This is a genomic window from Pseudomonas sp. MEJ108 (assembly GCF_030208985.1).
Lineage (GTDB): Bacteria > Pseudomonadota > Gammaproteobacteria > Pseudomonadales > Pseudomonadaceae > Aquipseudomonas > Aquipseudomonas fragariae.
Map to the genome: position 1 here is coordinate 153,384 of NZ_JARVSW010000004.1, position 22,731 is coordinate 176,114.

At 58.4% G+C, this 22,731-nt stretch carries 24 protein-coding genes; 7 read left to right on the top strand and 17 right to left on the bottom strand.

Annotated elements, in window-relative coordinates:
* Positions 1-294: 294 nt before the first annotated feature.
* From QRN50_RS01785 to QRN50_RS01795, 3 genes are read left to right on the top strand one after another with little or no spacing between them, the layout of a single operon-like run.
* Entirely contained in the window at positions 295-1,305 is a 1,011-nt protein-coding gene (locus QRN50_RS01785; RefSeq protein WP_060409061.1) for an aliphatic sulfonate ABC transporter substrate-binding protein, read from the top strand.
* Positions 1,302-2,150, top strand: coding sequence for an ABC transporter permease (locus QRN50_RS01790; RefSeq protein ID WP_024638764.1), 849 nt, complete (start codon positions 1,302-1,304; stop codon positions 2,148-2,150). The genes QRN50_RS01785 and QRN50_RS01790 overlap by 4 nt, the downstream gene beginning before the upstream one ends.
* 3 nt (positions 2,151-2,153) lie before the next feature.
* Positions 2,154-2,867, top strand: a complete 714-nt coding sequence (locus QRN50_RS01795) for an ABC transporter ATP-binding protein (RefSeq protein WP_096127271.1) — start codon at positions 2,154-2,156, stop codon at positions 2,865-2,867.
* A gap of 6 nt (positions 2,868-2,873) precedes the next feature.
* Here QRN50_RS01795 and QRN50_RS01800 read toward each other — a convergent pair whose 3' ends face one another.
* Positions 2,874-3,953: a polyamine ABC transporter substrate-binding protein gene (locus tag QRN50_RS01800; protein WP_003402721.1), complete on the bottom strand. Its 1,080-nt coding sequence runs from the start codon at positions 3,951-3,953 to the stop codon at positions 2,874-2,876.
* 389 nt (positions 3,954-4,342) lie between these two features.
* Between QRN50_RS01800 and QRN50_RS01805 the strand changes: the two genes are divergently transcribed.
* On the top strand, positions 4,343-4,609 hold the full coding sequence (locus QRN50_RS01805) for a DUF1652 domain-containing protein (RefSeq protein WP_024641605.1): 267 nt from the start codon (positions 4,343-4,345) through the stop codon (positions 4,607-4,609).
* Positions 4,610-4,619: 10 nt separating this feature from the next.
* Here QRN50_RS01805 and QRN50_RS01810 read toward each other — a convergent pair whose 3' ends face one another.
* The 15 genes from QRN50_RS01810 to QRN50_RS01880 all read right to left on the bottom strand — a co-directional run bounded on the left by QRN50_RS01810 (position 4,620) and on the right by QRN50_RS01880 (position 17,563).
* Positions 4,620-7,112, bottom strand: coding sequence for a UvrD-helicase domain-containing protein (locus QRN50_RS01810; protein WP_024660097.1), 2,493 nt, complete (start codon positions 7,110-7,112; stop codon positions 4,620-4,622).
* A 129-nt stretch (positions 7,113-7,241) separates the two neighbouring features.
* Positions 7,242-8,165 carry a 2-dehydro-3-deoxygluconokinase gene (kdgK, locus tag QRN50_RS01815; protein ID WP_011267733.1) on the bottom strand — a complete coding sequence of 308 codons (924 nt, stop codon included), beginning with the start codon at positions 8,163-8,165 and terminating at the stop codon, positions 7,242-7,244.
* Between the two features lie 26 nt (positions 8,166-8,191).
* A complete protein-coding gene (locus QRN50_RS01820) occupies positions 8,192-9,397 on the bottom strand; it encodes an amino acid deaminase (protein ID WP_032656085.1) in 1,206 nt (401 codons plus the stop codon).
* A 16-nt stretch (positions 9,398-9,413) separates the two neighbouring features.
* Positions 9,414-10,178, bottom strand: a complete 765-nt coding sequence (locus QRN50_RS01825; RefSeq protein ID WP_011267731.1) for an IclR family transcriptional regulator — start codon at positions 10,176-10,178, stop codon at positions 9,414-9,416.
* 88 nt (positions 10,179-10,266) lie between these two features.
* Positions 10,267-10,653: a RidA family protein gene (locus QRN50_RS01830; protein WP_003317642.1), complete on the bottom strand. Its 387-nt coding sequence runs from the start codon at positions 10,651-10,653 to the stop codon at positions 10,267-10,269.
* Between the two features lie 40 nt (positions 10,654-10,693).
* Complete coding sequence (locus QRN50_RS01835) at positions 10,694-11,479, bottom strand: amino acid ABC transporter ATP-binding protein (RefSeq protein WP_011267730.1); 786 nt, start codon at positions 11,477-11,479, stop codon at positions 10,694-10,696.
* The gene (locus QRN50_RS01840; RefSeq protein ID WP_024640966.1) at positions 11,476-12,138 is read right to left on the bottom strand and encodes an amino acid ABC transporter permease; all 663 of its coding nucleotides are present in this window, start codon (positions 12,136-12,138) and stop codon (positions 11,476-11,478) included. Before QRN50_RS01840 ends, QRN50_RS01835 begins: the two co-directional genes overlap by 4 nt.
* Before the next feature lie 9 nt (positions 12,139-12,147).
* On the bottom strand, positions 12,148-12,810 hold the full coding sequence (locus tag QRN50_RS01845; protein WP_096127270.1) for an amino acid ABC transporter permease: 663 nt from the start codon (positions 12,808-12,810) through the stop codon (positions 12,148-12,150).
* A 63-nt stretch (positions 12,811-12,873) separates the two neighbouring features.
* Positions 12,874-13,722 carry a transporter substrate-binding protein gene (locus tag QRN50_RS01850; RefSeq protein WP_024640965.1) on the bottom strand — a complete coding sequence of 283 codons (849 nt, stop codon included), beginning with the start codon at positions 13,720-13,722 and terminating at the stop codon, positions 12,874-12,876.
* A gap of 367 nt (positions 13,723-14,089) precedes the next feature.
* Positions 14,090-14,449: a hypothetical protein gene (locus QRN50_RS01855; RefSeq protein WP_024659648.1), complete on the bottom strand. Its 360-nt coding sequence runs from the start codon at positions 14,447-14,449 to the stop codon at positions 14,090-14,092.
* 48 nt (positions 14,450-14,497) lie between these two features.
* A complete protein-coding gene (locus QRN50_RS01860; protein WP_024640963.1) occupies positions 14,498-14,941 on the bottom strand; it encodes a hemerythrin domain-containing protein in 444 nt (147 codons plus the stop codon).
* A gap of 115 nt (positions 14,942-15,056) precedes the next feature.
* Positions 15,057-15,482, bottom strand: coding sequence for a DUF3830 family protein (locus QRN50_RS01865; protein WP_024640962.1), 426 nt, complete (start codon positions 15,480-15,482; stop codon positions 15,057-15,059).
* A gap of 70 nt (positions 15,483-15,552) precedes the next feature.
* Complete coding sequence (locus QRN50_RS01870; RefSeq protein ID WP_096127269.1) at positions 15,553-16,176, bottom strand: glutathione S-transferase family protein; 624 nt, start codon at positions 16,174-16,176, stop codon at positions 15,553-15,555.
* 30 nt (positions 16,177-16,206) lie between these two features.
* Positions 16,207-16,752: a GNAT family N-acetyltransferase gene (locus QRN50_RS01875; RefSeq protein WP_024640960.1), complete on the bottom strand. Its 546-nt coding sequence runs from the start codon at positions 16,750-16,752 to the stop codon at positions 16,207-16,209.
* Between the two features lie 109 nt (positions 16,753-16,861).
* Entirely contained in the window at positions 16,862-17,563 is a 702-nt protein-coding gene (locus QRN50_RS01880; protein ID WP_003402740.1) for a DUF3053 domain-containing protein, read from the bottom strand.
* Between the two features lie 153 nt (positions 17,564-17,716).
* Between QRN50_RS01880 and QRN50_RS01885 the strand changes: the two genes are divergently transcribed.
* The 3 genes from QRN50_RS01885 to QRN50_RS01895 all read left to right on the top strand — a co-directional run bounded on the left by QRN50_RS01885 (position 17,717) and on the right by QRN50_RS01895 (position 21,370).
* Positions 17,717-17,956, top strand: a complete 240-nt coding sequence (locus QRN50_RS01885) for a hypothetical protein (RefSeq protein WP_024638774.1) — start codon at positions 17,717-17,719, stop codon at positions 17,954-17,956.
* 614 nt (positions 17,957-18,570) lie between these two features.
* Positions 18,571-19,404, top strand: coding sequence for a WaaZ-like lipopolysaccharide core biosynthesis protein (locus QRN50_RS01890; RefSeq protein ID WP_024638775.1), 834 nt, complete (start codon positions 18,571-18,573; stop codon positions 19,402-19,404).
* 376 nt (positions 19,405-19,780) lie between these two features.
* Entirely contained in the window at positions 19,781-21,370 is a 1,590-nt protein-coding gene (locus tag QRN50_RS01895; protein ID WP_024638776.1) for an ABC-F family ATPase, read from the top strand.
* Between the two features lie 63 nt (positions 21,371-21,433).
* Here the strand turns inward: QRN50_RS01895 and QRN50_RS01900 are convergent, their stop codons facing one another.
* Entirely contained in the window at positions 21,434-22,567 is a 1,134-nt protein-coding gene (locus QRN50_RS01900; protein ID WP_024640959.1) for a lactonase family protein, read from the bottom strand.
* Positions 22,568-22,731: the final 164 nt, after the last annotated feature.

Here is a 22,731-nt window from a genome sequence, read left to right on the forward strand (position 1 = left end):
CTGTTGCAATACCGGCAAAAAAAATCGCCTGACAAGCAGGGAAAATGTCAAAAAATCGTCGAAAGATGAGTCATCAAACCCGACTGTCTGCCTGGCAACAGCCATTCAACAGACCGCTGTCAGATCAACATCACGGACGCTGAAAAACCGCGTAAGCCCCCGGAATTCAAGCGCTTTGGTCGTTGGCATAGAGCGTGCAATATTCCGGTTCTGAATTTCACGCCCTGCGAACTGCCTGTTTTGGAATATACCAACCGGTCGCTGCGGCTCTGCTTTCCTGACCTGGATGCCACTATGCCACAACCCCCCGTTTCTTTTCGGTTGTTGTCTCCGCGCGCGTTGATTCGCTGGATGGCAAGCTCCTGCCTATTGGCGTTGAGCCTCAATGGCACAGTGCAAGCCGCCGAGACCGCACCTGCGGAAATCCGCCTCGACTACGCCTACTATTCGCCGCTCAGCCTGGCGCTCAAGCATTTTGGCTGGCTGGAGAAAGCCCTGCCGGAGGCGAAAGTCACCTGGGTGTTGAGCCAGGGCAGCAACCGCTCGCTGGAGTACCTGAACAGCGGCAGCGTCGACTTTGCATCGTCGGCCAGCCTGTCTGCGGTGCTGGCGCGGGCCAACGGCAGCCCGATCAAGTCGGTGTATGTCTACAGCCGGGCAGAATGGACCGCACTGGTGGTGCGTAAGGATTCGCCGCTGCAATCGGTCGCCGAGCTCAAAGGCAGGAAAATAGCCGCCACCAAAGGCACCGACCCTTATCTGTTCACCTTGCGCGCGCTGCAGAAGGCCGGGCTGAAAAAGGATGATGTCGAGCTGCTGCACCTGCAGCATCCCGATGGACGCACCGCCCTCGAAAAAGGTGACGTAGATGCCTGGGCAGGGCTTGACCCGCACATGGCGGCCAGTGAAATCCAGTCCGGCTCACGCCTGCTTTACCGCAACAAGGACTTCAACAGCTATGGCGTACTGAGCGTCACGGAAACCTATGCCAGGGAGCATCCTCAGGCGATCAGGACAGTATTGAGCGCTTATGAACAAGCCCGGGAATGGGCAGTAAAAAACCCTGATGAGCTGGCCAGGCTGCTGGCGACCGAGTCGGGCCTGCCGCTGGAAGTCGCCAGACTGCAATTGACCCGCACAGACCTGAGCACCCCGCAACTGAGCGCGAAAGACGTGGAAGCGTCCAAGGCCGCAGCGCCGATTCTGGTCTCCGAGGATCTGGTGCGCAAATGCATCAATGTCGAACAGGTCATTGATCAATTGATCACGCCTGAATTCTCCAAAGCCGTGATCGCCACGCCATGACCCGCCGCAACAAGTCGTTGCCTGCCTCAGCGCAGGCAACAGTGCCGGACAAGGCACAACGAACGCTTTGGCAGCGCTACAGAACACCACTCAAGGGCCTGGTGGTGCCGGCCGTGATTATCGTTTTGCTGGAAATGATCGTACGCATCGGCTGGCTGCCTGCCTACCAGATGCCAGCGCCCAGCGAGATCGTGCTGACCCTGCGCGACCTGGCGGACGGTGCGTTGTGGAAGCACATCAGCGCCAGTCTGTTGCGTGTGCTCAGCGGCTTTGCGATCGGTGCGAGTCTGGCCCTGGTGTTTGCCGCGTGGGTGGGGCTCAGTCGCGAGGCAGAAGCGTATCTGGAGCCTACATTCGCCGGGCTTCGCTCCATTCCGAGTCTGGCATGGGTGCCGCTTCTGCTGTTGTGGCTGGGCATTGGCGAAACATCGAAAATCGTGCTGATTGCCATTGGTGCGTTCTTTCCGGTGTACCTCAACGGCGTGGCCGCGATTCGAGGCATTGACCGAAAGCTGGTGGAAGTCGGCCAGATGTATGGCTTGAGCCGCTATCGCCTGACCCGGCGCATTCTTCTGCCCGCAGCCCTGCCCGGCCTGTTTACCGGTTTGCGCAGCGGCATGAGCCTGTCGTGGATGTTTCTGGTGGCTGCCGAGCTGATCGCTGCCACCAAAGGCCTGGGCTACCTGCTCAGTGACGGGCGCGAAACCTCGCGTCCGGACATCGTGCTGGCGGCGATCATCGTTCTGGCGACACTGGGCAAACTCAGCGACGGCCTGCTGGCAAGCCTGGAAAAACGCTTCTTGGCCTGGCGCGATACATTCAACGGGCAAAGCCGTGAGGGTTGATAGATGCCGGAATCACTGATGCACATACGCGTCGAGCACAAGGCGTTCGCGGGTAATACCGTGCTGCACGGCATCGATCTGTCGCTACAGTCAGGTGAAATCGTCAGCCTGCTCGGCCCCAGCGGCTGCGGCAAAAGCACGCTGTTGAGGATTGTCGCCGGGCTGGAGCAGGAATTTAGTGGTTCGGTGCAGCGTATTCAGGGCGAAGTGGCGTTCGTGTTTCAAGAGCCGCGCCTGATGCCCTGGCTGACCGTCGCACAGAATATCGGTTTCAGTGACGATGATCGCTACGACCGCCGCTGGGTCGCTCAATTGATCGAAGAAGTGGGCCTGTCCGGTTTTGCCGATGCCTTGCCCAAAGCGCTGTCCGGGGGCATGGCGCAACGCGTGGCCATCGCGCGCGGCCTGTACTCGCACCCGGCGGTGTTGCTGCTGGATGAGCCGTTCAGCGCAGTCGATGCGTTTACCCGGATGAAGCTCCAGGACCTGCTGCTGCAACTGGCTGCGCGCCATGCCATTACCCTGTTGCTGGTGACTCATGATGTTGACGAGGCGTTGTACCTGAGCGACCGCGTGCTGGTGATGGGCAGCCGCCCCGGCACAATCACCCACCAATTACCGGTCGGGCTGCAGACGCCAAGGGATCGTCGCGATCCGCTGCTGGCCCGGTTGAAGGCTCAGGCACTGACCGAACTGCAACAGGCTCATGTCATCTGAGCAACGTTACCTGTCGGCCCTGAAACTGTCCCAGAGCTTCTCGCGCAACGCATCGATAGTGTCCGGGACCTGAGACATCACAAACAGGCGGCTCAACATGTCGGCGTCCGGGTACACCGTGGTATCGGTCCACAGGCCGGGACCTATCAGCGCGTCTGCCTTTTCATTGCCGTTGGCGTAATGCACGGTATTGGTGATGTTGGCGATCACTTCGGGGCGCAGCAGGTAATTCAGGAACGCGTAGGCGCCCTTGATATCGGTGGCGTCCGCAGGGATGGCGACCATGTCGAACCACATGGGCGCGCCCTCCTTCGGAACGGCATAGTCGATGGTGATGCCATTGCCTTCTTTTTGTGCCTGCTCCTGAGCCTGGGAAATATCCCCGGAATAGCCCACCGCGACACAAATTCTGCCCTTCGCGAGGTCGGCGATGTAATCGGCAGAACTGAAATTGCGTACGTATGGCCGCACGCTGTCCAGTACCGCCTTTGCCTGGCGGTAGTCGTCAGGCACTTCGCTGTGTGGTGGCAAGCCAAGGTAATTCAGGGTGATCGGCAGCAGAGCCGGCGCGCTGTCGAGAAATACCACACCGCATTGGGCGAGCTTTTTCATGTTTTCCGGCTTGAGCACCAGATCCCAGGAATCGAGCGGTGCATCCTTGCCGAGGATGGCCTTGACCTTGGTCGAGTCATAGCCGATGCCGGTACTGCCCCACAGATAAGGGAAGCCATGCTGATTACCGGGATCACTGCCCTCCAGCGCCTTGAGCAGGACCGGGTTGAGGTTTTTCCAGTTGGGCAACTGCCGCTTGTCGAGGGTTTTGAGCAGCCCGTTCTGGATTTGTCGTCCCATGAAATGAATGGACGGAAAAACCACATCGTGACCGGAGTGGCCAGCCAGCAGCTTTGCGTTCAGCGCTTCATTGGTTTCAAAGGTTTGGTAAGTGGTCTTGAAACCGGTGGCGGCTTCGAAATTCTTCAGGGTGTCCGGCGCTATATAGTCCGTCCAGTTGTAGATATTGACCGTCTCTGCCGCGTGACTGGTCGAGGCCAGCAACACCAGTGCGGCAAGGGATTTTTTCAGCATGTGCGATTCCTCGGGTCAATAGCGACAGCTTGCCCCAGACCCGGCACGAAAACCATCTTCGTCACGGCAAATTCATTCCATTGAAGGACTTGCGGCAGCGACTCTGCAAATGCATGGAGCGTGCCTATTAATACCTTCTAATGACACGGGTCATATAATTGATTTTTTTGTGCCGCGTCATAAAAAATTTTTCCAGAACGGCGCTGGCAGATGCTATTTTCAGTGTTCGTCAGACCGCTCAGCGATCCTGCTGGAAAGTAACTTGACCGACCGATGATCTGTAGCACTGATCATCGTCTCGTCATCATCGCTTTACCGGACGCATTCTGGCTGTCTGCCTACCCATTGGAGCAAAGGAAGTGCTCGATTGATTCAGGTGGGCCCTCGTCATGACTAAAGTCACATTCCCCAATGCATGCCAATTGATGCGCTGGCACTTCCATCCCGTGGGTTTCGAAGCCTCGATGGATGCGCCAGGGAGCATGATTGCGCGACTTTTCGACCGTGCCAGCGGTGAAACCGTGGTCGCCATTGCCGGCCTGCCCTGTTCTACCGTGATGAATGCCGCAGACGTGGAGCGCATCATCGAAGCCATCGAGGATGAGCTGGAATTATTCGGCACTCATGCGCAACGACAGATCGCCGGTTTTATCTGACATGAATGCCTCAGCCGGCACGAACCCTGTTACGCAGGTCTTCGAAGAAAGGCTTGTCGCGGGCAATCCTGTCTGACGCTTTGGGCATCTGAACAGCGTCTCCTGAAGTGGCGCTTTCATCGATATACCAATAACAGTGCCGCGCCGAACGAGTAATGGCGACATAGGCCAGACGCAAGACTTCATCCTTCTGTGCCGTATCGAATGGCTGAAGATCATTCGTATCACCCAGCCCTGCCAAGCGGTAAACCTGATTCTTGTAGGGCGAGACGGTCAGATGCTGACAATCGCCCAGCAAAAATACGGCATCCGCCTGCAAGCCCTTGGAGCTGTGGTAGGTCAGCGTTCTGATGCGACGGTTCTGCGCGCCATTTGCCGAATCGGCGTCGATCAATGCCTGCAGGCGCGCCGAGAAGCGCGCCTTCTCGCTGCCCTTGCGGTACAGCAGCAGGATCGAGTCGCCATCGTGATAATGCTCGGCGACCCGCTCGGCAAGCTCGTCCTCATCGCGATCCAGTACCTTGACCGGCAGCAGTTCCTGAAGCAGGCCACTGGCGCGGGCCTTCTTGCCCGGGATGGCCGGGGCCGCACGGACGATGTGCTCGGCGGCGTCGATGATGTGCTGATGACTGCGGAAGTTGTCACTGAGCATGACCCTGGTGGTCGCCGGGGAGGAAAACTCCTTTGCGAACTCCATGAAGTACTTCGGCGAGCTGCCGCGCCAGCCGTAGATCGATTGCCAATCGTCACCGACACACAGCAGCGATGAATGCTGAGCGATGCGCCCCGTGTGCAACGCCGGACCACGGCGCCTGATTTCGCGCAGGCTGGCGCGTAACCATGACACGATCTGCGGCGAGACGTCCTGGAACTCGTCGATCATCAAATGCGCCAAGGGTCTGAGCATCGGGTCACTGACGTGCTTGAGGTTCTCGGGTGAGGTCTCGCCGAACAAGGCAAACATGCGGTTGTAGGTCATGATCGGCGGCGATTGAGCCAGCAGGTGCGTTTCAAAGGCTTTCCAGAACAGGCTGAGTGCTTCGAAGAAGAAGCGGTCCGGGTCATCGCTGGCAAAACTCATCTCGGACACGGCGCTCGGCACATCCAGCCCCAGGTTCTCGATGAAGCTGGCGGCCGTGACGAAGCAGTCCAGCAAGGGTGCCGCACCGAGTTCGCCCTTGACCCGGTAATCGAATCCAGGCCCCGCGGCGGCTTCCCCTGCCAGCGATTGCAAAACCTCATTGGCCGACTGGTAGTTATCCAACCATATCAATGGCTTACTGCAGAAAGCTTGAAACAGCGTGCGCTTTATCACGCCCTCTGCCCACACCGGCAGCTTGGCGCCCGGCCGCTTGAGTTGCTGGTCCTCACTGGCGTCCAGACCCAGCACGACCCAGGCATCCAGCTCGGCGATATAGCCGTGAAAAGAAAACGGAAAACCATTTATTTCAACAGCTTGGCGCATGGGCTCAATGCCTTTTATAGGCCAGGCTCCCGCGCGAATCCATAGATCTTCAACGGTGTCGCACCACTCCTCATCGCGTTTCGAGGACAGCTCGGTCACGGCGACCCGTTTCTGCACATCAGGGTGATCGCGGTCCAGTTCCTTGAGCTGCAGGGCATGGCGATACAGCGGCGCCATGACTTCGCGAAAACGCTCGTTGCCGGCGTACAGATCGCGGTAGCAGAGATTGAGTTGCTGGCGCTGCGCATCGTTGATCCGCAAGTCGAAGGGGTTGCTGTCCGCCTCTTCCAGGCCGGAAGACTGACTGCTCAGGTTCTCGAACGCGCGCAGCTGCTCAAACCCCGGCAGGCTGCGCACCAGCGGCAGAATGCGCGAATGGAAGGTACGTACCACCTCGCGCGCCTGCTTTTGCTCCAGCGCATGCCCCCACAGGGCCATGACATCGATCAGTTTGCTGATGAAGTCCTTGCGCGACTCACGGGTGAAGGTCACCACCGTCATGGCGTTCAGTTCGAAGCCCAGGTAGTGATGCAGCAACAGAATCCGCAGGACCAGCGACGTGGATTTGCCTGCGCCGGCCCCGGCAATCACATAGGTAGACGGCGTATCGCTGAAGATCATCTTCCACTGCGCTGCGCTGGGCTGGGCATGTGCGGGGAGTTTTTCGGCGACATCGGCCTTGATGCGCTTTTTCAGTTCAGGTGTGAGCGCCAGTCGCCAGTCATCGAACAGATGATCGTCGACCTTGGGGCCACGATGCCGGGCTGGCCGGGTATCGCTGATGACCAGCACCTGACGGCCCGACTCCTGGCCATCCAGATAACCCTCTTCATAGCCTTCACGCACGCCTTCGATGTGGCCGTTCAGATAACCGTCGGCATGCCCCTGCGACCATGAGGGCGCGTGCTGCGAGCGCAGCCCGGTAAGGCCGCGCCCCATCAGCCGCGCCAACAGGCGTCGGAAAAACGGCAATTGCCGGGGCGGTACAAGGTCGACATCCAGGTCATGAGGAAGCGCAGAAGGCAGGTCGTCAGGCACGCAGACTCCGGTGGTGGGCTCGCAGGCGAAAAGGTCGCCTATGGTGGCCGGATTTTCGCGCGGGTTCCAGCGAAATGCTTGCCTGTCAGTGTGTTAGCCGATCAACTGCATGTTCCTTGGCAAGTGCTATCAGACTGGCATGACCGACTTCGGTACCAGCGCGCCTGGATGCTGGATCACGATACTGGCCAGGCGATGCCCTGCTTCCGCTGCCTGCAGCGGGTGTTGACCCGTGAGCCGGGCCGCGAGATAACCAGCACTGAACGAGTCACCCGCAGCCGTGGTATCGACCACACGCTCGACCTTCTGCGCTGCGATGTCGAAACGTTCGCCGCCGGCTTCGACGAGGCAACTCTGGGCGCCACGCTTGACGACGATTTCACCGATGCCGCGCCCGCGATAGGCGGCCAGCAGTTGTTCGCTGTCGGCATAGCCATACAGTGCCTGCTCGTCGTCTTCGGTCAGCAAGGCCAGGTCTACATGCTGCAGACACGCAAGGTAGGCTTCGCGGGCCTGCTCGACACTGGCCCACAGCCGCGGACGATAGTTGTTGTCGAAGGCGACCCTGACTCCGCGCTGACGCGCACGCGCCAATGCCTCCAGCAGTTTGGCACGCCCCTGCTCGCCAAGCACTGCCAGGGTGATGCCACTGAAATACAGCACGTCATAGCTGGCCAGCGCTGCCAGGATCGGCTCGGCCGCCGGGGTCATGAAGCAGTCGCGCACGGCAGCTTCGTTGCGCCAGTAGAGGAAACGCCGCTCACCGTTGGCGTCGGTCTGGATGCAGTAGAGCCCCGGCAAGCGTCCAGGCAGGCGCTGCACCTTGCCCAGACCGATGCCCTCGTCCGCCCAGATCCGGCACATCGCATCGCTAAAGCTGTCGTCGCCCAGCGCAGTGACGTAGTCGACCTTGGCCCGCTCACCCAGCAATCGGGAAAGGTAGACCGCGGTATTGAGCGTGTCGCCGCCGAAGCTCTGGCGCAGGCTGCCATCAGCATGCTGTTGCAGTTCGATCATGCATTCGCCGATCAGGGCGACCCGTGGAAGGCTCATGTGACGATACTCCTGCAAATACTTATCTAGAAATACGTACTGAAAGGTTCTATCACCCGCAGGTCATTATCCACCAGGCAACCTGAACGCCACTTGTCGAACGTCAGACACGGGTGCGAGGTGCCGAAGGAAATGATATCGCCGACCTTCAACTCGCACCCGGGTGCAACGCTCATGAATGCGTGCTGGTCCATGACAGCCGTCACCTTGCAGGCGCTGACATCGTCACCGGCAGTCGATTGCACGCCTGGCTTGTAACGCAGCAGCGGATTGGGCAACCCGGCGTCGTAGGCTACATCGCGCTTGCCCATGGCAATCACTGCAAAGCCCGGTTCCGGCATGGATTGCACATGCGCCCAGACTTCCAGGGCAGGCAGCAACGCTTCGCTCAATTCGGCACGCCGATCCAGCACGCAGCACTGCGCGTCCTTGTAGATGCCGTGGTCATGCACCACATAGCTGCCCGGCCGCAGCACGCTGAGGAAGCGCTCGCGAACCGCCTGAGCGTCGAATGCTTCGGCGATCAGGTCATACCAGGCCGAGCCGGACGCCGTGACGATCGGGCGATCCAGTGCGAAGGCGCCCTTGTCCTGCAGGTCGACAGCCAGACGCACCAGTGACGCGGCAAAGGCCTTGATGCCTTCGATAGCGTGGTCGCCGTGGATGACGCCCTCGTACCCTTCAATGCCGGTCAATGCCAGCGCCGGTTGTGCCAGAACAGCGTCGGCCAGCGCCAGCACCTGTTCTTCACTACGGCAGCCGCAACGCCCGCCGGGTACGCCGTATTCGATCATCACGTTCAAACGCAGGCCACGCGCAGCGAAAAACTCGCCCAACGCAGCGACATTGTCCGGATGGTCGACCATGCAGTGAAACTCGAACATCGGATCAGCCAGCATGTCGGCAACGATCGCCATGTTCGGCGCACCGACCAGTTGGTTGGCCATCAGCACCCGGCGCACGCCATGCGCGTAAGCGGCCTGCGTCTGGACTGCCGTGGCGAGGGTCAGGCCCCATGCGCCCGCGTCCAGTTGCCGGCGAAACAGCGCGGGCACCATGCTGGTCTTGCCGTGCGGTGCCAGCTCTGCACCGCTGTCGCTGACAAACTGCTGCATCCAGCGAATATTGTGTTGCAGCGCGTGATTGTGAATCACCAGTGCGGGCAGGCTGACATCACTGACCAGGCTGTCACCCGGCTGCGCAGTACCCTTGTCCATTACGGCGGTGCTCATCGGTAATCTCCTGCGGTTATTCATTGATACGGCGAGCCAGGCCATTGGCGCTGTCGATCAGCACCCGCCGATAGTCGTCGTAGTGGGTCTTGGCGTCGGCACGCGGCGCGACGATGCACAGCGTGGCGATGCACTGACCGTGTTCGTTGTTCACGGGGGCGGCGAAGCAGTGGGTGAAGGTGTCAGCCACGCTGTCGAAGGAAAAGAAGCCCTCCTCGCCGGCCTTGCGGATTTCCCGAAGAAAGGTCTCCAGCGGCAGACGTTCGCCCCCCGGCAGAATGAAGTCGTCGGGGTCGATCAGGTCGATGATCTGCTGATCGCTCAGATGGCTGAGCAACAGACGCCCGGACGCCGTCCATGGAATGGGCGCGTTTTCGCCGATGTCTGAAGAAATCCTGAAATGACGCTCGCCCTCCTTCATCAGTGCCACGGTGTATTTGCGACCATTGAGCAGGCACATCTGCGCAGTTTCCCGCGTCTGGCTGACGATCTCGCACAGGCAGGCTTCGGCCTCGCGAGTGAAATCGAAGTGCCGCAAGTGTGCCTGCCCCAGGAAATACAACTGACGGCCAAGATAGACATGCCCGTCCTTGCCCACTGTCTCCAGAATGCGCCGTTCCAGCAGCGAGGCCACCAGCTCGTAAACCGTCGATTTGGGGCTGCCGATGCCGCTGGCGATCTCATTGGGGCGCATGGGCCTGGCCTTTTCCTTGAGAAAATCCAGGATATCGAACGCCCGGTCCAGTCCACGTGCCCGGCGCTTGATAGTGTCTTCGGTCATGAGTTCATTCCTTGGGAAAGCGGCAAGCCAAAAGCCTCAGGTGATCGGGCTTGCGGCTTGCGGCTTGCAACGTGTAGCTGCACGTCTGCTACTTGCGCTTGTAAGCGATACAGTCGATTTCGACCTTGCAGTCGACCATCATGCTCGCCTGAACGCAAGCGCGTGCCGGTGCATGCTCCGGGGTGAAGTACTCACCGAACACCTTGTTGAAACTCCAGAAGTCCCGCGGGTCTTCCAGCCACACGCCGACCCGGATCACATCCTTGAGCGCATAACCGGCTTCCTCAAGAATTGCGATCAGGTTGCGCATGGTCTGGTGCGTCTGCTCGACGATGCCGCCGACGATAATCTCGCCATCCTGCGCAGGCACCTGGCCGGAAACGTGCAGCCAGCCGTCAGCCTCGACTGCGCGGGCGAATGGGCGTGGCTGGCCGCCCCCTGCTGTACTGCCTGCGCCATAACGGGTAATAGTCATGAGTTTTTCCTTGTCTTGAAGCATTGGACGTGGTGAACGTTTAAAAACGGATGTTCTTGAGAAACTCGCTCAAGCGCGCCGACTTCGGCTGCTCGAACAAAACCTTGGGTGGCCCCTGCTCTTCGATACGGCCCTGATTCATGAACACGATCTGGTCCGACACTTCGTAGGCGAAACGCATTTCGTGCGTCACCAGCAGCATGGTCATACCCTCCTCGGCCAGGTCCTTGATGACGCTCAGCACTTCGCCCACCAGTTCCGGATCGAGTGCCGAAGTGACTTCGTCAAACAGCATCAGGCTGGGGTTCATGGCAATGGCGCGGGCGATCGCCACACGCTGCTGCTGGCCACCGGACAACTGACCGGGGAAATGATTACGCCGCTCCAGCAGGCCGACCCGGTCCAGCCACTTTTCGGCCAGCGCAACGGCCTGATCCTTGGGCATCTTCTTGACCTTGAGCAAGCCCAGGGTGACGTTCTGCAAGGCACTGAGGTGCGGAAACAGGTTGAATTGCTGGAAGGCCATGCCGGTCATTGCCCGGTGTTGCGCGATCAGACGCTCCGGATGGCGGGTGCGCTTGCCGTCTACATTGCTGTAGCCGATGTCCTGCCCCTCAAGGCGGATATGCCCGCCCTGAAACTCTTCCAGCAGGTTGACGCAGCGCAGCAAGGTGGTCTTGCCCGAGCCGCTGGAACCGATCAAGGTCACGACATTGCCTTTCTGCATGCGCAGATCGACGCCCTTGAGCACTTCCACTGCGCCGTAGGATTTATGCAGGCCCTCGATGCTGAGCAGCGCCGGGCCAGGGTTATGAGTCTGTGTCATGGCAATGCCACCCGCTTTTCGATTTGCCGCCCAAGAAGTTCGATGGCGTAGTTGATGAGAAAGAACAGGAAACCTGCAAACAGGTAGAACTCCAGGGTCATGAACGTGCGCGCGATCACCTGTTGGGTGCTGAGCAGCAGTTCAGCCACACCGATCACCGAAAGCAGCGTTGACGCCTTGACGATCTCGGTCGAGGAGTTGACCCAGGTCGGCAGGATCTGACGCATGGCCTGAGGCAGCAACACGTAGCGCAGCGACTGACCAAAGCGCAGTCCGATGGCCTTGCCGGCTTCCAGTTGGCCACGGGGAATGGCCTGCAGGGCGCCGCGCACGATTTCTGAAACGTGAGAGCCGCAGAACAGCGTCAGGCCTATTGCGCCGGCCTGAAACGCGCTGATCTGCCAACCCAGCGCCGGCACCATGTAAAACACCGCCAGCACCAGCACGAACACCGGGGTACCGCGAATCAGATCCACATAGAGCCGAATCGGCAAGCGGGCGAAAAAACCGCCGTAAGTCAGCACCAGACCGGCCAGCATGCCGATCAGCGTACCTGCGGCAATCGCCAGCGCCGAGCACTGGATACTGGTCATAAAGCCGGACCAGAGCACTTCCCGCGCATTCCACAATTCCTGCAACCAGCCAGGGGGTTGATACATGACAGCCTCCTAGCGGCGAATCGCCAAACGTTGTTCGAGGGTGCGCAGAAGCAGAGCGATCACGTAGCAGGCCACCACATAGAGTGCTGTGGTCACCAGCCAGGTTTCGATCACCCGGTAGCTTTCGACGTTGATCTTGCGCGCGTAATAGGTCAGCTCCGGTACGGCAATGGCGGCCGCAAGAGAGGTGTCCTTGAACAGCGAAATGAAGTTGTTGGAGAGTGCCGGCAATACATTGCGCAACATCACCGGCACGATGATGTAGGCCCGCACCTGCCATTCGCCCAGACCGATCGCCAGCCCCGCTTCGCGCTGCCCCTTGTGGATGCTCAGCAGCCCGGCACGGAACACTTCGGTCAGATAGGCACCGGCGTACAGCGACAAGGTGACGATGAATGACGCCAGCTTGTCCAGTCGAATGCCCAGCCCGGGCAACGCGAAGTAGATCAGCAGGATCAACACCAGAATCGGCGTATTGCGAACTACCGTGACGTAGATCGACGCAACAATACGCAACGCCTTGTAGCGTGACAGCAGCGCAAATGCATTCGCCAGCCCGATCACACAGCCAATCGCGATCGAGATCAGGGCCAGTTCCAGACCAAGGCCCAACCCCGCCAGAAGACTGGGGAAGTCGCGCCACACGACATCAAAATTCAATTGGTAATTCATGCTTGCCCGTACCTGGCAGGGAAAGCCCGAGGGCCCGCCCTGCCGCTGAAGGTCAGAGTGGACTTATTTGTATTCCATCGGAAAACCGATTGCAGGCACCGGCAGATCGACACCGAACCATTGCTTGAAAGACGCCGCGTAAGCCGGGAACTCGACACCGGTCATGGCTTCATGCAACGCGGTGTTGACGAAGTTCAGCCAGTCCTGGTCGCCACGCTTGACCGCGCAGGCATAGGTTTGCGGGCTCCAGGCAAAGGCAGGCGAACGGTAGCGGCCAGGGTTCTGCACCATCAGGTACTTGACTGAAGACTGATCGGTGGCCGCTGTATCGGCACGTCCGGAGTTGATCGCCTGGTACATCAGGTCGACGCTGTCGTACTGATCGACCTTGGCCTTGGGCAGCGCCTGATGCACCAGCTCTTCGGCGTACACGTTCTGCAGTACAGCAACAGTCACATCGTCACCTGCCGCCTTCAGGTCATCGATTTCCTTGTACTTGCTATTGGCAGGCAACAGCAGGGCCACACCCTCGCGGTAGTACGGCAGGGTGAATGCCACCTGCTGTGCGCGACTGGCGGTAACGGTGATGAACTGGCAGCTGATGTCGACCTTGTCGGTCAGCAGGTTGGGGATACGTGCATCCGAGGACTGCACGACAAATTCCACCTTGCCCGGGTCATTGAACAGGCCCTTGGCGATGATTCTGCCAATGTCGATATCGAAGCCCTGCAACTTGCCGTCCGCGCCCTGGAAGTGCCAAGGCGCATTGGTGCTACCCGTCCCTACCACCAGATTGCCACGTTTCAATACTGCATCGAGCTTGCTGCCTTCGGCTGCCTGCACCGTATTGGCCATGAATGAGGCTGAAAGAACAAAAGCACAAGCTTTCACAAAGGAAGGTCCGCGATGCATGACTTAAACTCCGCCGAAGTATTCGTTATTCCGCTATAGCGGATATAGGTATGTAACAACGGAATAGACAGCAGAAAGTGTGCCATAGAGGACGCGCGGAAAACACCCCATGAAAAAGTCGAAACAAATCAACAGACTGGAATTTGGGATTGAGTCGGGAAAGCGGGGACGAAGCCCGCAGGTAACGCTACCGATTGTCACATTTGAGTGGTAAGGCCCCACTCTTGTGCGCATGCGCTGTTATCGGGCGTGGAGTATCAACGCAAATAAGCCCTAAACACGGGCACGGGCACGGGCACAAAGAGCGGCCAGAACGGCGTTCCCGCGCTGGAGCGTGGGAACGAGAGGTGTCGAGTGGGGAAAAGGCTTAAAGACAGGTAGCAATGGCCGCAGAGCGCAACGCGGCCTGGGCATCGCCTTGCGGGGCATAGAACTCGACGGCAGTGGTCGGGCCCTTGCCACGCACGTCAGCAAAGTAGGTCGACTCGGTGGTAAACACGGTGAAACCGCCGCCGGACAGGTCATGCAGGAACACGTCAGAAGACGTGCCGAACATGGCTTCGTTCTGCCAGGTCACCTGAATGCACTGGGCAACGGCAGCATCCTGCTTGGCGCTCGACAGGACCTTGTAGGGTCCTGCGGCACGTGCGGAGCTGGAAGGCGCTGCACACCCGGTCAATACGGTTGCGGCAATCACCGTCACGCTCGTCAGAAACAGAAACTTCATGTCATGCCTTCGCTGATAAAAAGCCGATTCTAGCACTGCACCGCGCTATCAACCTTCAGCCAATTGCTCCTCGTATTCCTTCACGTATTCGCCGGCCAAGCTCTGTTTCTGCTTTTCGTCGAGCAATTTGCCCGCCATCTGGAAAAACTTCTGTTCTTCTTCCTTGAGGTGGTGATGCACTTTTTCCGACAGCTTTTTCGCAGTGGCCAGCCAGGCTGGACTGGACATCTCGGTTTCATCGAGCTCTTCCATCATCTCGTCCATCTCGTGATGCTCGGAAATGGCGTGACGGCTCAGGTCCACGCCATTGTCGTGGGCCATCAGAGGGATATAGAAAAACCGTTCTTCGGCCGTTTCGTGGGCCTGCAGCTCTTCCTTGAGCTGTTTGTAGGCCTTCTCGCGCTCGGCACTGTCGCCACTGGTCTTGATCAGGGCATCAGCGTAGCTGCGTTGACGGTCATGGCTTTCGCGCAGGGCTTCGAAAATATTCACGGTCATGTCTCCAGGTCGGCTTCCGGGAGCTGGAAGCATCGTGGACTAGACCCCTGGCGAAGATCAGCAGTTCCAACAAATACTGGCAAATGCCTATCGCCCAATGGCGGCCGACTCAAGCCAGTTCGAAAACCACATCCTGAGCGCCTTCCCACAGTGTCTTCACACCCAGTTTGCGCAAGTTATCCTTGCCTTGGGTAATAGTCAGAAAATGGTTGCCCGCCAACTGCCCCATCTTGCTGGCGAAACAGCACGAGCCGTAGGCAAGGATAATCTCGGTTTCGCTGTAACCGCCCGGATAGAAAAGAATGTCGCCTACCGAAGGATGGCTGGTTGCGTTCTCGAAACCGATCAATGTGTCATCCAGCTTCAGCTGATAATCATCCAGCGGCACCCAGCAGCCCTCGCCGCTCCAGCGCACATGGATGAATTTCTGCCGATAAGGCAGCAGCTTGAGAAACGCTTCCACCGTTTGCGGCGCATCCGGATGGGTTTCGGCCAGAAACTCATATCCGCCCGCGGTAATTTTGATGGTGGTCACTTCGACGACTCCTTAACAGGCAACAAGGCTCACAATGGTGCCCAAGGATAAACGCGAGCCCGACGAACCGTCACGGAGTTCCGTTGCGCCCGTACAGAAGGTAGCCGGAACGATGGCTCAGGCGTTCGTAATACGCATTGACGGCGGGCAGGTCGGGATGCTCGAGAGGCGTCTCGAACCAGCGATTGACTGAAAGACCGATGGGGATGTCAGCCAGGGTAACACGCTCGCCACAGACATAGGCGCCGGTCTTTTCCAGCTGCCTGTCGAGTATCTGCATATGCCTGGCCCACTGGGCACAGGACGCGGCCATGGCGACAGGGTCCTGGTGCTCGGTCGAGCGTCGCACCAGTGACATGAAGGCATAACTCCATGATCTGTTCAGCTCCGAGCCTTGCCAGTCGATCCACTGATCGGTCTGCGCCCTGGCACGTGGATCCAGTGGATAAACATGACCGCCAGCATAACGGTTGGCCAGATAGCGAATGATGCTGTTGGACTCCCAAAGCACGAAGTCATCATCAACGATAACCGGCACCATGGCATTCGGGTTGAGCGCGAGAAACTCATCGGTGTTGGCAGGTTTGAAGCCTGACCCCCAGTCTTCCTGAGTGAAGGGTATCTTCAGCTCCTCGCACGTCCAGAGCACTTTTCGTACGTTGATCGAGGAGGTCTTGCCCAGTATGCGCAGCATTCAGCGTCCTTGTTGCACAGCAACGTCGTGTCAGTCAGTAGTCATCAGCGGTTTGGCAAACAGTTGATTCTCATGTGTCTCGCCCTGAAACACATAGTGCGGCGTACCTTTCCATTCATAGCCTTGACGAGGGTAAAACGCCAGCGCGCGCGGATTGCCAACCCAGACCGTCGCCCATAACAGCGAGGCACCACGGATTGCTGCACGCCGCTCGGCGGCTTCAAGTAGCAGCCGCCCCGCTCCACGCCCTGTGAAGCGCTCCTGCACATAGAGGCGTTGCAACTCGGCGGCGTTCGACACACCGAGCATTGCGTGGTCGGTGCGCAACGCGACCTGGGCAAAGCCGATCAAATGCCCTTGCGACTCGGCAACGACGATGAACGTTGTCGGCTCGATAAGCAGTTGCGCAAAGATCGCAGGCGAAAACGCCTCCAGCGCCTCGCGGGCGATGGACTGTCGAATGCCCTGCGTTGCGTAGGTATCGAGAAAAACCTGCATACCGAGCGCCGCAAGGCACAACGCATCCGCAGAGCAAGCCTCACGCTGGGTAATGGTCATTGAAGAGGGGTTAGTCATCAGGCGGTTGATTCCCGGCATCCGGCAGACAGATGGCCGAATCATACCTGACAAAAGGACCGGCCCGGCATCAGGGCCGGGCCGTTACTTCAGGCGCAGCAGCTCGATATCAGCGGCCGGTCATCAGCGATTGCAGCTTGGACTGGGCTTGTTGAGCGTTCTTGCCCTGCTCGTTCAGCTCTTGCAGCAGTTTGTTGAGCTCGGTCTGGACCACAGGATCCTTGACGGTGATCGTCGAACCCGAGATATCGATCTGCGATTTGTGCGCGTCCACATAATCGGCAACCTTCAGACCACTGGAAAAGGTGCCCTTTATCTGCGGCAGCACTTCACGGAAGGTGTTGGCGGGTACGCTGACAGTTCGGTCGTAGGCCTTGTCATAAACCACCTTGAGGTCTTCCGGCTGCTTGAGTTTCGCGCGTGCAGCGTCTGCCTTGCCCTGCTCGATGGTCAGCTTTTCGCCCACTTCGTCAAGGCCGGTCTGCACGGCGGCCAGGTCAGCGCGGCGTTGAATGACATCGCTGACCGAATGAAAAGAGCCTTTCTGCATCAAACCGGCGAGCGGCTGCACCGCTGTGTCCATGCCTGCACCAAAGTCGGAGATGACCGCGTAGTGCGAGGTGTAGTCACCAAAGGTCTTCTTCTCCTCATCCGTCAGCTTGGGAACATGTACGCCCGGCTTGTCGACAATTCGGGTTTGCAGGAACTGGGTGAACGCAGTGCGCTGCTCGGGCTCCTTGTCGCCGCAGCCAGCCAGGAACAGGGGTAAAGCGACAGCCAGCAGCAAAGCTGGGCGGAAAAGGGACTTCATGTCAGTAACCTCCGGGATCATAAGAATGCACGCTCACAGGCCACGCCTGCTGAACGCGAGCGTGCTTATAGTCTCGTCGTCGCCTCATCTAGTTCCGCGACAGCACTGAAGATACTTGTAGGAATGCCACCTGGCGCTTGAGGGTTTTGGGTGATGGGCGGTGCAAACGTTACGCAGCGCGAGGCCTTCGACGAGCAGAAAGAGGCCTGCCGAACCCGGTTGCAGATAAATATTGCACGCAGCATCAAAACCTCATCCGGCAGGGCCAACGCTCATACCGACTGGTTTGGCGGAGCAAAACCGGGCGTCTGCGCTAAACCGCGCGAGGGTCTGCCCGGCGCAGAGTTGCCTCTTGAAGCCTTTCCAGGAAAGTTCCTTAACATTTCTTCATGAGGTGAAACGTTTCAGCGGCTAGTCTTCAACGGACCGACAAAGTGACAACAGGAGTCAATCACTATGTTTGCACACGAGGGCCTGGGTCTGATCCTTGTCTCCATCGTCTTTCTGCTTGGAGCGATTGCGATGTTCATTCACCCTTTCCACGCGCTGGGAAGCTGGTTCAGGAGGAAGAAGCAGGAAAGGAAATCCGACTAACCGTCAACACGCACCAGAAATGGCAGGCCCGGTGATCACCGGGCCTTGCAGAAAAACCCTCCTGTGAATGAATTCGTCCAACTTGACCCGCGCACATGTATCGCCCTTGATACCTGTTTATGGCTGATCGTCATGCATCCAATTAGCCAAGCTTTGACTGTGAACAGCAACCTGTCCAGCTGCCATCAAGTAGTGGCCAATCAATATTAAATCAATATCACCTATCTGACCTTGCATGCGAAAACCATCTAGTGAATAGCGCATTTCCTGAATCAGCGCCCGCGCTATGTAGCCTGTTGTTTCCAGTGTGATACTCTTTTGAGATTCATAAATATTGAATTAATAGCCACCAGCCGATAATGTTGCCCGTGAAATGCCCTAACTAATTTGCCACGAGTGCTTACAAGGTTGTCATGACTAGTCAATCAATTCATTCGACGCGCTACGTACGCAATGCTGTTGACAAGCACATGCCTGAACCGACGCGCGTGCTTGATTTCAGCCAATGCAAGGGCACTAAAAAAGGGCCGGTCTTCCTGATTGGCTCCGGGAAATCAGCAAAGGATTTCCCGATCGAAGAGTTCTCGCGCATCCCCATGATTACCATGAACGGCGCGTTCTCGATGTTCGCAGGCACGAACATAAAGCCGTTGTTCTACGTGTGCTCCGACAGGGATTTCCCCAACCAGCAACCTGAGCTGTTCGCCGCTGCCATGCGCTCCAGCGAGAACGTAGGCCTCTGGGAAGATCAGTTTCGCGGCGACATCCCCAGACCTTCCGGACGCGCTTATGCACTGAAGAAATCGCCGAGATTATCGACGATGGCGGCGCTATGCTCGCGAGAAGATGCACTGGTCAGAAAGCGCTCGTTATGGAGTAGCAGAAGCCGGGATATCGGTTTCAGCAAGAATCTGGAACTTGGTTTTTTCGACGCACGTACTGTCATGTATCTGGCGCTGCAACTGTCTTATCACCTTGGTTTCGATAACGTCTTTCTGGTCGGTTTCGATATGAATCAGTCCGTGGGCCGATTCTATGAGTCCTCCAGCGACAATTGCTCACCCTGCGGTCTGGACCAGCATTACGAATCCAGAATTCTTCCTTCACTGGAGCTGATGTCGAAACAGGTCGTCGGGAGCGACTTCCAGGTATTCAATGTCTCGGACAGCTCGCGAGTACCGCATGAGGTCATTCCCAAGTTGAGCCTTGATGAAGTTCGCCACAAAGTCAGTTGCGCACTTCAATAATAGTATTTCGCCATCAAAGAGTACTGCCAGCAACGCAGCCTGCTTGTCTCAGGCATACGCACTTGCCCTCGGCGAAGGGTGCTGAAACAGGCGCCAGCCCTGCCCCGCCCCGTTAAACTCGGTAATCCTCTGCCGACCACCATGTCACTGCCGCCCGACCTATGCGACAATGCGCGCCAATGTCTGGCGTGAACCCCCACATTCATATCCCGGCAACGCAGTCATGGCAGGCTGCCGTTGCTGTAGACGTATGCCCGTTGGGTCAGCTCATGCTCGGACGGAGCGGACTGAACAGCCTCGGTGGGGTCCTGAACACCACACCTGCTGACGCCAGCGCTCCCCCGGTTATTGCCCACGTTATTGATAGGTAAAGTAATTGATCTCCACAGCTAACATCACGATGCAGTTCGGCCCCAAACCCTTGTTCGAGAATGTCTCGGTCAAGTTTGGCGCCGGTAACCGTTACGGCCTGATTGGCGCGAACGGCTGCGGCAAGTCCACGTTCATGAAAATCCTCGGTGGCGACCTCGAGCCTTCGGGTGGGCAGGTGATGCTGGAGCCGAACGTGCGTCTGGGTAAGCTGCGCCAGGATCAGTTCGCCTATGAAGAGTTCACCGTGCTCGACACCGTGATCATGGGTCACGAAGAGCTGTGGAAGGTCAAGGCCGAGCGCGACCGCATCTATTCGCTGCCGGAAATGAGTGAAGACGACGGCATGGCCGTTGCCGAGCTGGAAACCGAGTTTGCGGAAATGGACGGTTATACCGCCGAATCCCGCGCCGGTGAACTGCTGCTGGGCCTGGGTATCGGCATCGAACAGCACAACGGTCCGATGAGCGAAGTCTCGCCGGGCTGGAAGCTGCGCGTTCTGCTGGCGCAGGCACTGTTCTCCGATCCGGAAGTGCTGCTGCTCGACGAACCGACCAACCACCTGGACATCAACACCATTCGCTGGCTGGAAAACATCCTGACCCAGCGTAACAGCCTGATGATCATCATCTCCCACGACCGTCACTTCCTGAACAGCGTGTGCACGCACATGGCTGACCTGGATTACGGCGAGTTGCGCCTGTTCCCGGGCAACTATGACGAGTACATGACCGTGGCGACCCAGTCCCGCGAGCAGCTGCTGTCCGACAACGCCAAGAAGAAAGCACAGATTTCCGAACTGCAATCGTTCGTCAGCCGCTTCTCGGCCAACGCCTCGAAAGCCAAGCAGGCCACGTCCCGAGCCAAGGCAATCGACAAGATCCAGCTGGCCGAGGTCAAGCCATCCAGCCGTGTCAGCCCGTTCATTCGTTTCGAGCAGACCAAGAAACTGCACCGCCAGGCAGTCATCGTCGATCGCATGGCCAAAGGCTTCGACGGCAAGACTCTGTTCAAGGACTTCAGCTTCCAGGTCGAAGCCGGCGAACGTGTGGCTATCATCGGCCCGAACGGCATCGGCAAGACCACCCTGTTGCGCACCCTGGTCGACGAGTTGCAACCGGATGCGGGCACGGTCAAGTGGACCGATGCGGCGGAAATCGGCTACTACGCTCAGGATCATGCTCACGATTTCGAGGATGACTCCACCCTGTTCGACTGGATGGGTCAATGGACCCAGGGCGGCGAGCAAATGGTGCGTGGCACCCTGGGCCGCATGCTGTTCTCCAACGACGAGATCCTCAAGTCGGTGAAGGTGATTTCCGGTGGTGAACAGGGCCGCATGCTGTTCGGCAAGCTGATCCTGCAAAAGCCCAACGTGCTGGTGATGGACGAACCGACCAACCACCTCGACATGGAATCCATCGAGTCGTTGAACCTGGCGCTGGAAAACTATCCAGGCACACTGATTTTCGTCAGTCACGACCGCGAGTTCGTGTCCTCGCTGGCAACCCGCATCATCGAACTCAGCCCAAGTGGCGTGGTCGATTTCAGCGGCACCTATGACGACTACCTGCGCAGCCAGGGCGTTACGTTCTAAGCCTGCCAGCCCGCAACAGCAAAAAGCCCTGTCATATGACAGGGCTTTTTAGTTTCAGCGCGCTTATTCGCTCGACTGGCTGAGCATTTCAATCCACAGCGCACCCTTGCCCGAGGGCGCTTCACTGACCCGTTGCAAGTCGCCCTTCTCGCCTATGGCGTAACTGCCCACCTTGTCGCTTTTCTCGCCACAGACCAACAACCAGCGCCCATTGGGTGACACCGCGATGTTGCGGGGCTGCTTTTCCTGAACGGGGTAATTTTCAACGAACGTCACGTTGCCATTGGCGGGCTCAACCTTGAACACCGACACGCTGCTGGTGGTGCGTTCACTGATGAACAGCCATTTGCCGTTCGGCGCGATACGAATGTCCGCAGCCCAGATACGCGGCGTCGGATCATCCTTCAGATCATTGTTGCGCGCATCACGGGCTTGTCCCGGCGCCAGGTTCAAGCGCTTGGGAATGCCGTCTGCCTGACTGGTCTGCTTCAACGCACCGGTTTTCTGATTGATCGCGAAGGCAGTGACGGTGCCACTCATTTCACCGACGACATACAGAAACTTGCCGTCGGACGAAAAGGCCAGGTGGCGCGGGCCGGTATTGTCGGGAACGGCGACATAGCCCTCGCCGATGGGGACGAGCTTTCCGTCCTTGGGCTCCAGTCGGTATTGCAGCACACGATCGACGCCCAGGTTGCCAGCGTACACAAACCGGTTGCTCGGATCGGTGCGCACCGAATGCGCGTGCATGCCGGTCTTGTAAGTCTGAATGCTGTCGCTCGGGCGGTGCTGCGTGTCGATGGGCTGGACGCTGAGCAAGTCGGCACCATAGGACGCGCCGAACAGGAAGCGTCCGCTGCGATCGGTAGACAGGTAGGCCAGACTCTCGGCCAGCGGTGCCTGACTCAGCGGCTTGAGGTGCCCCGTTCCAGGTTCGATGCTGAAACTCAGCACTTGATACGGTTTGGCGCGCAACGCCGCGAATAACGCTTTGCCATCCGGCGTGATGGCCATCGGATTGACCTGATCACCCGCCCTGGTTTGCTCGACCAGGCTGAGCGCCCCGCTCTGCTCATCGAGACGGTATTGAGAGATGAGCCCATCGGTAGGGCTGGAGATATAGGCGAAGGTGGCTGCCTGGGCGCTCAGGCCGAATGAACAACCGACTGCAGCGGCCAGCAACAGAATATTTTTCATGAACAACCTTTTTATTATTGTGATGTGATCAGTCATCCTATGAGCATATCTTCACAACGGCAACTGCCTGATAACCAACCCGCATAATACCGTTAGCCTGCTTTCATTTATCCACGACGCAGGCCATGATGAGGCACTCCCACCGCCCGCCAGCGAAGAGCCCA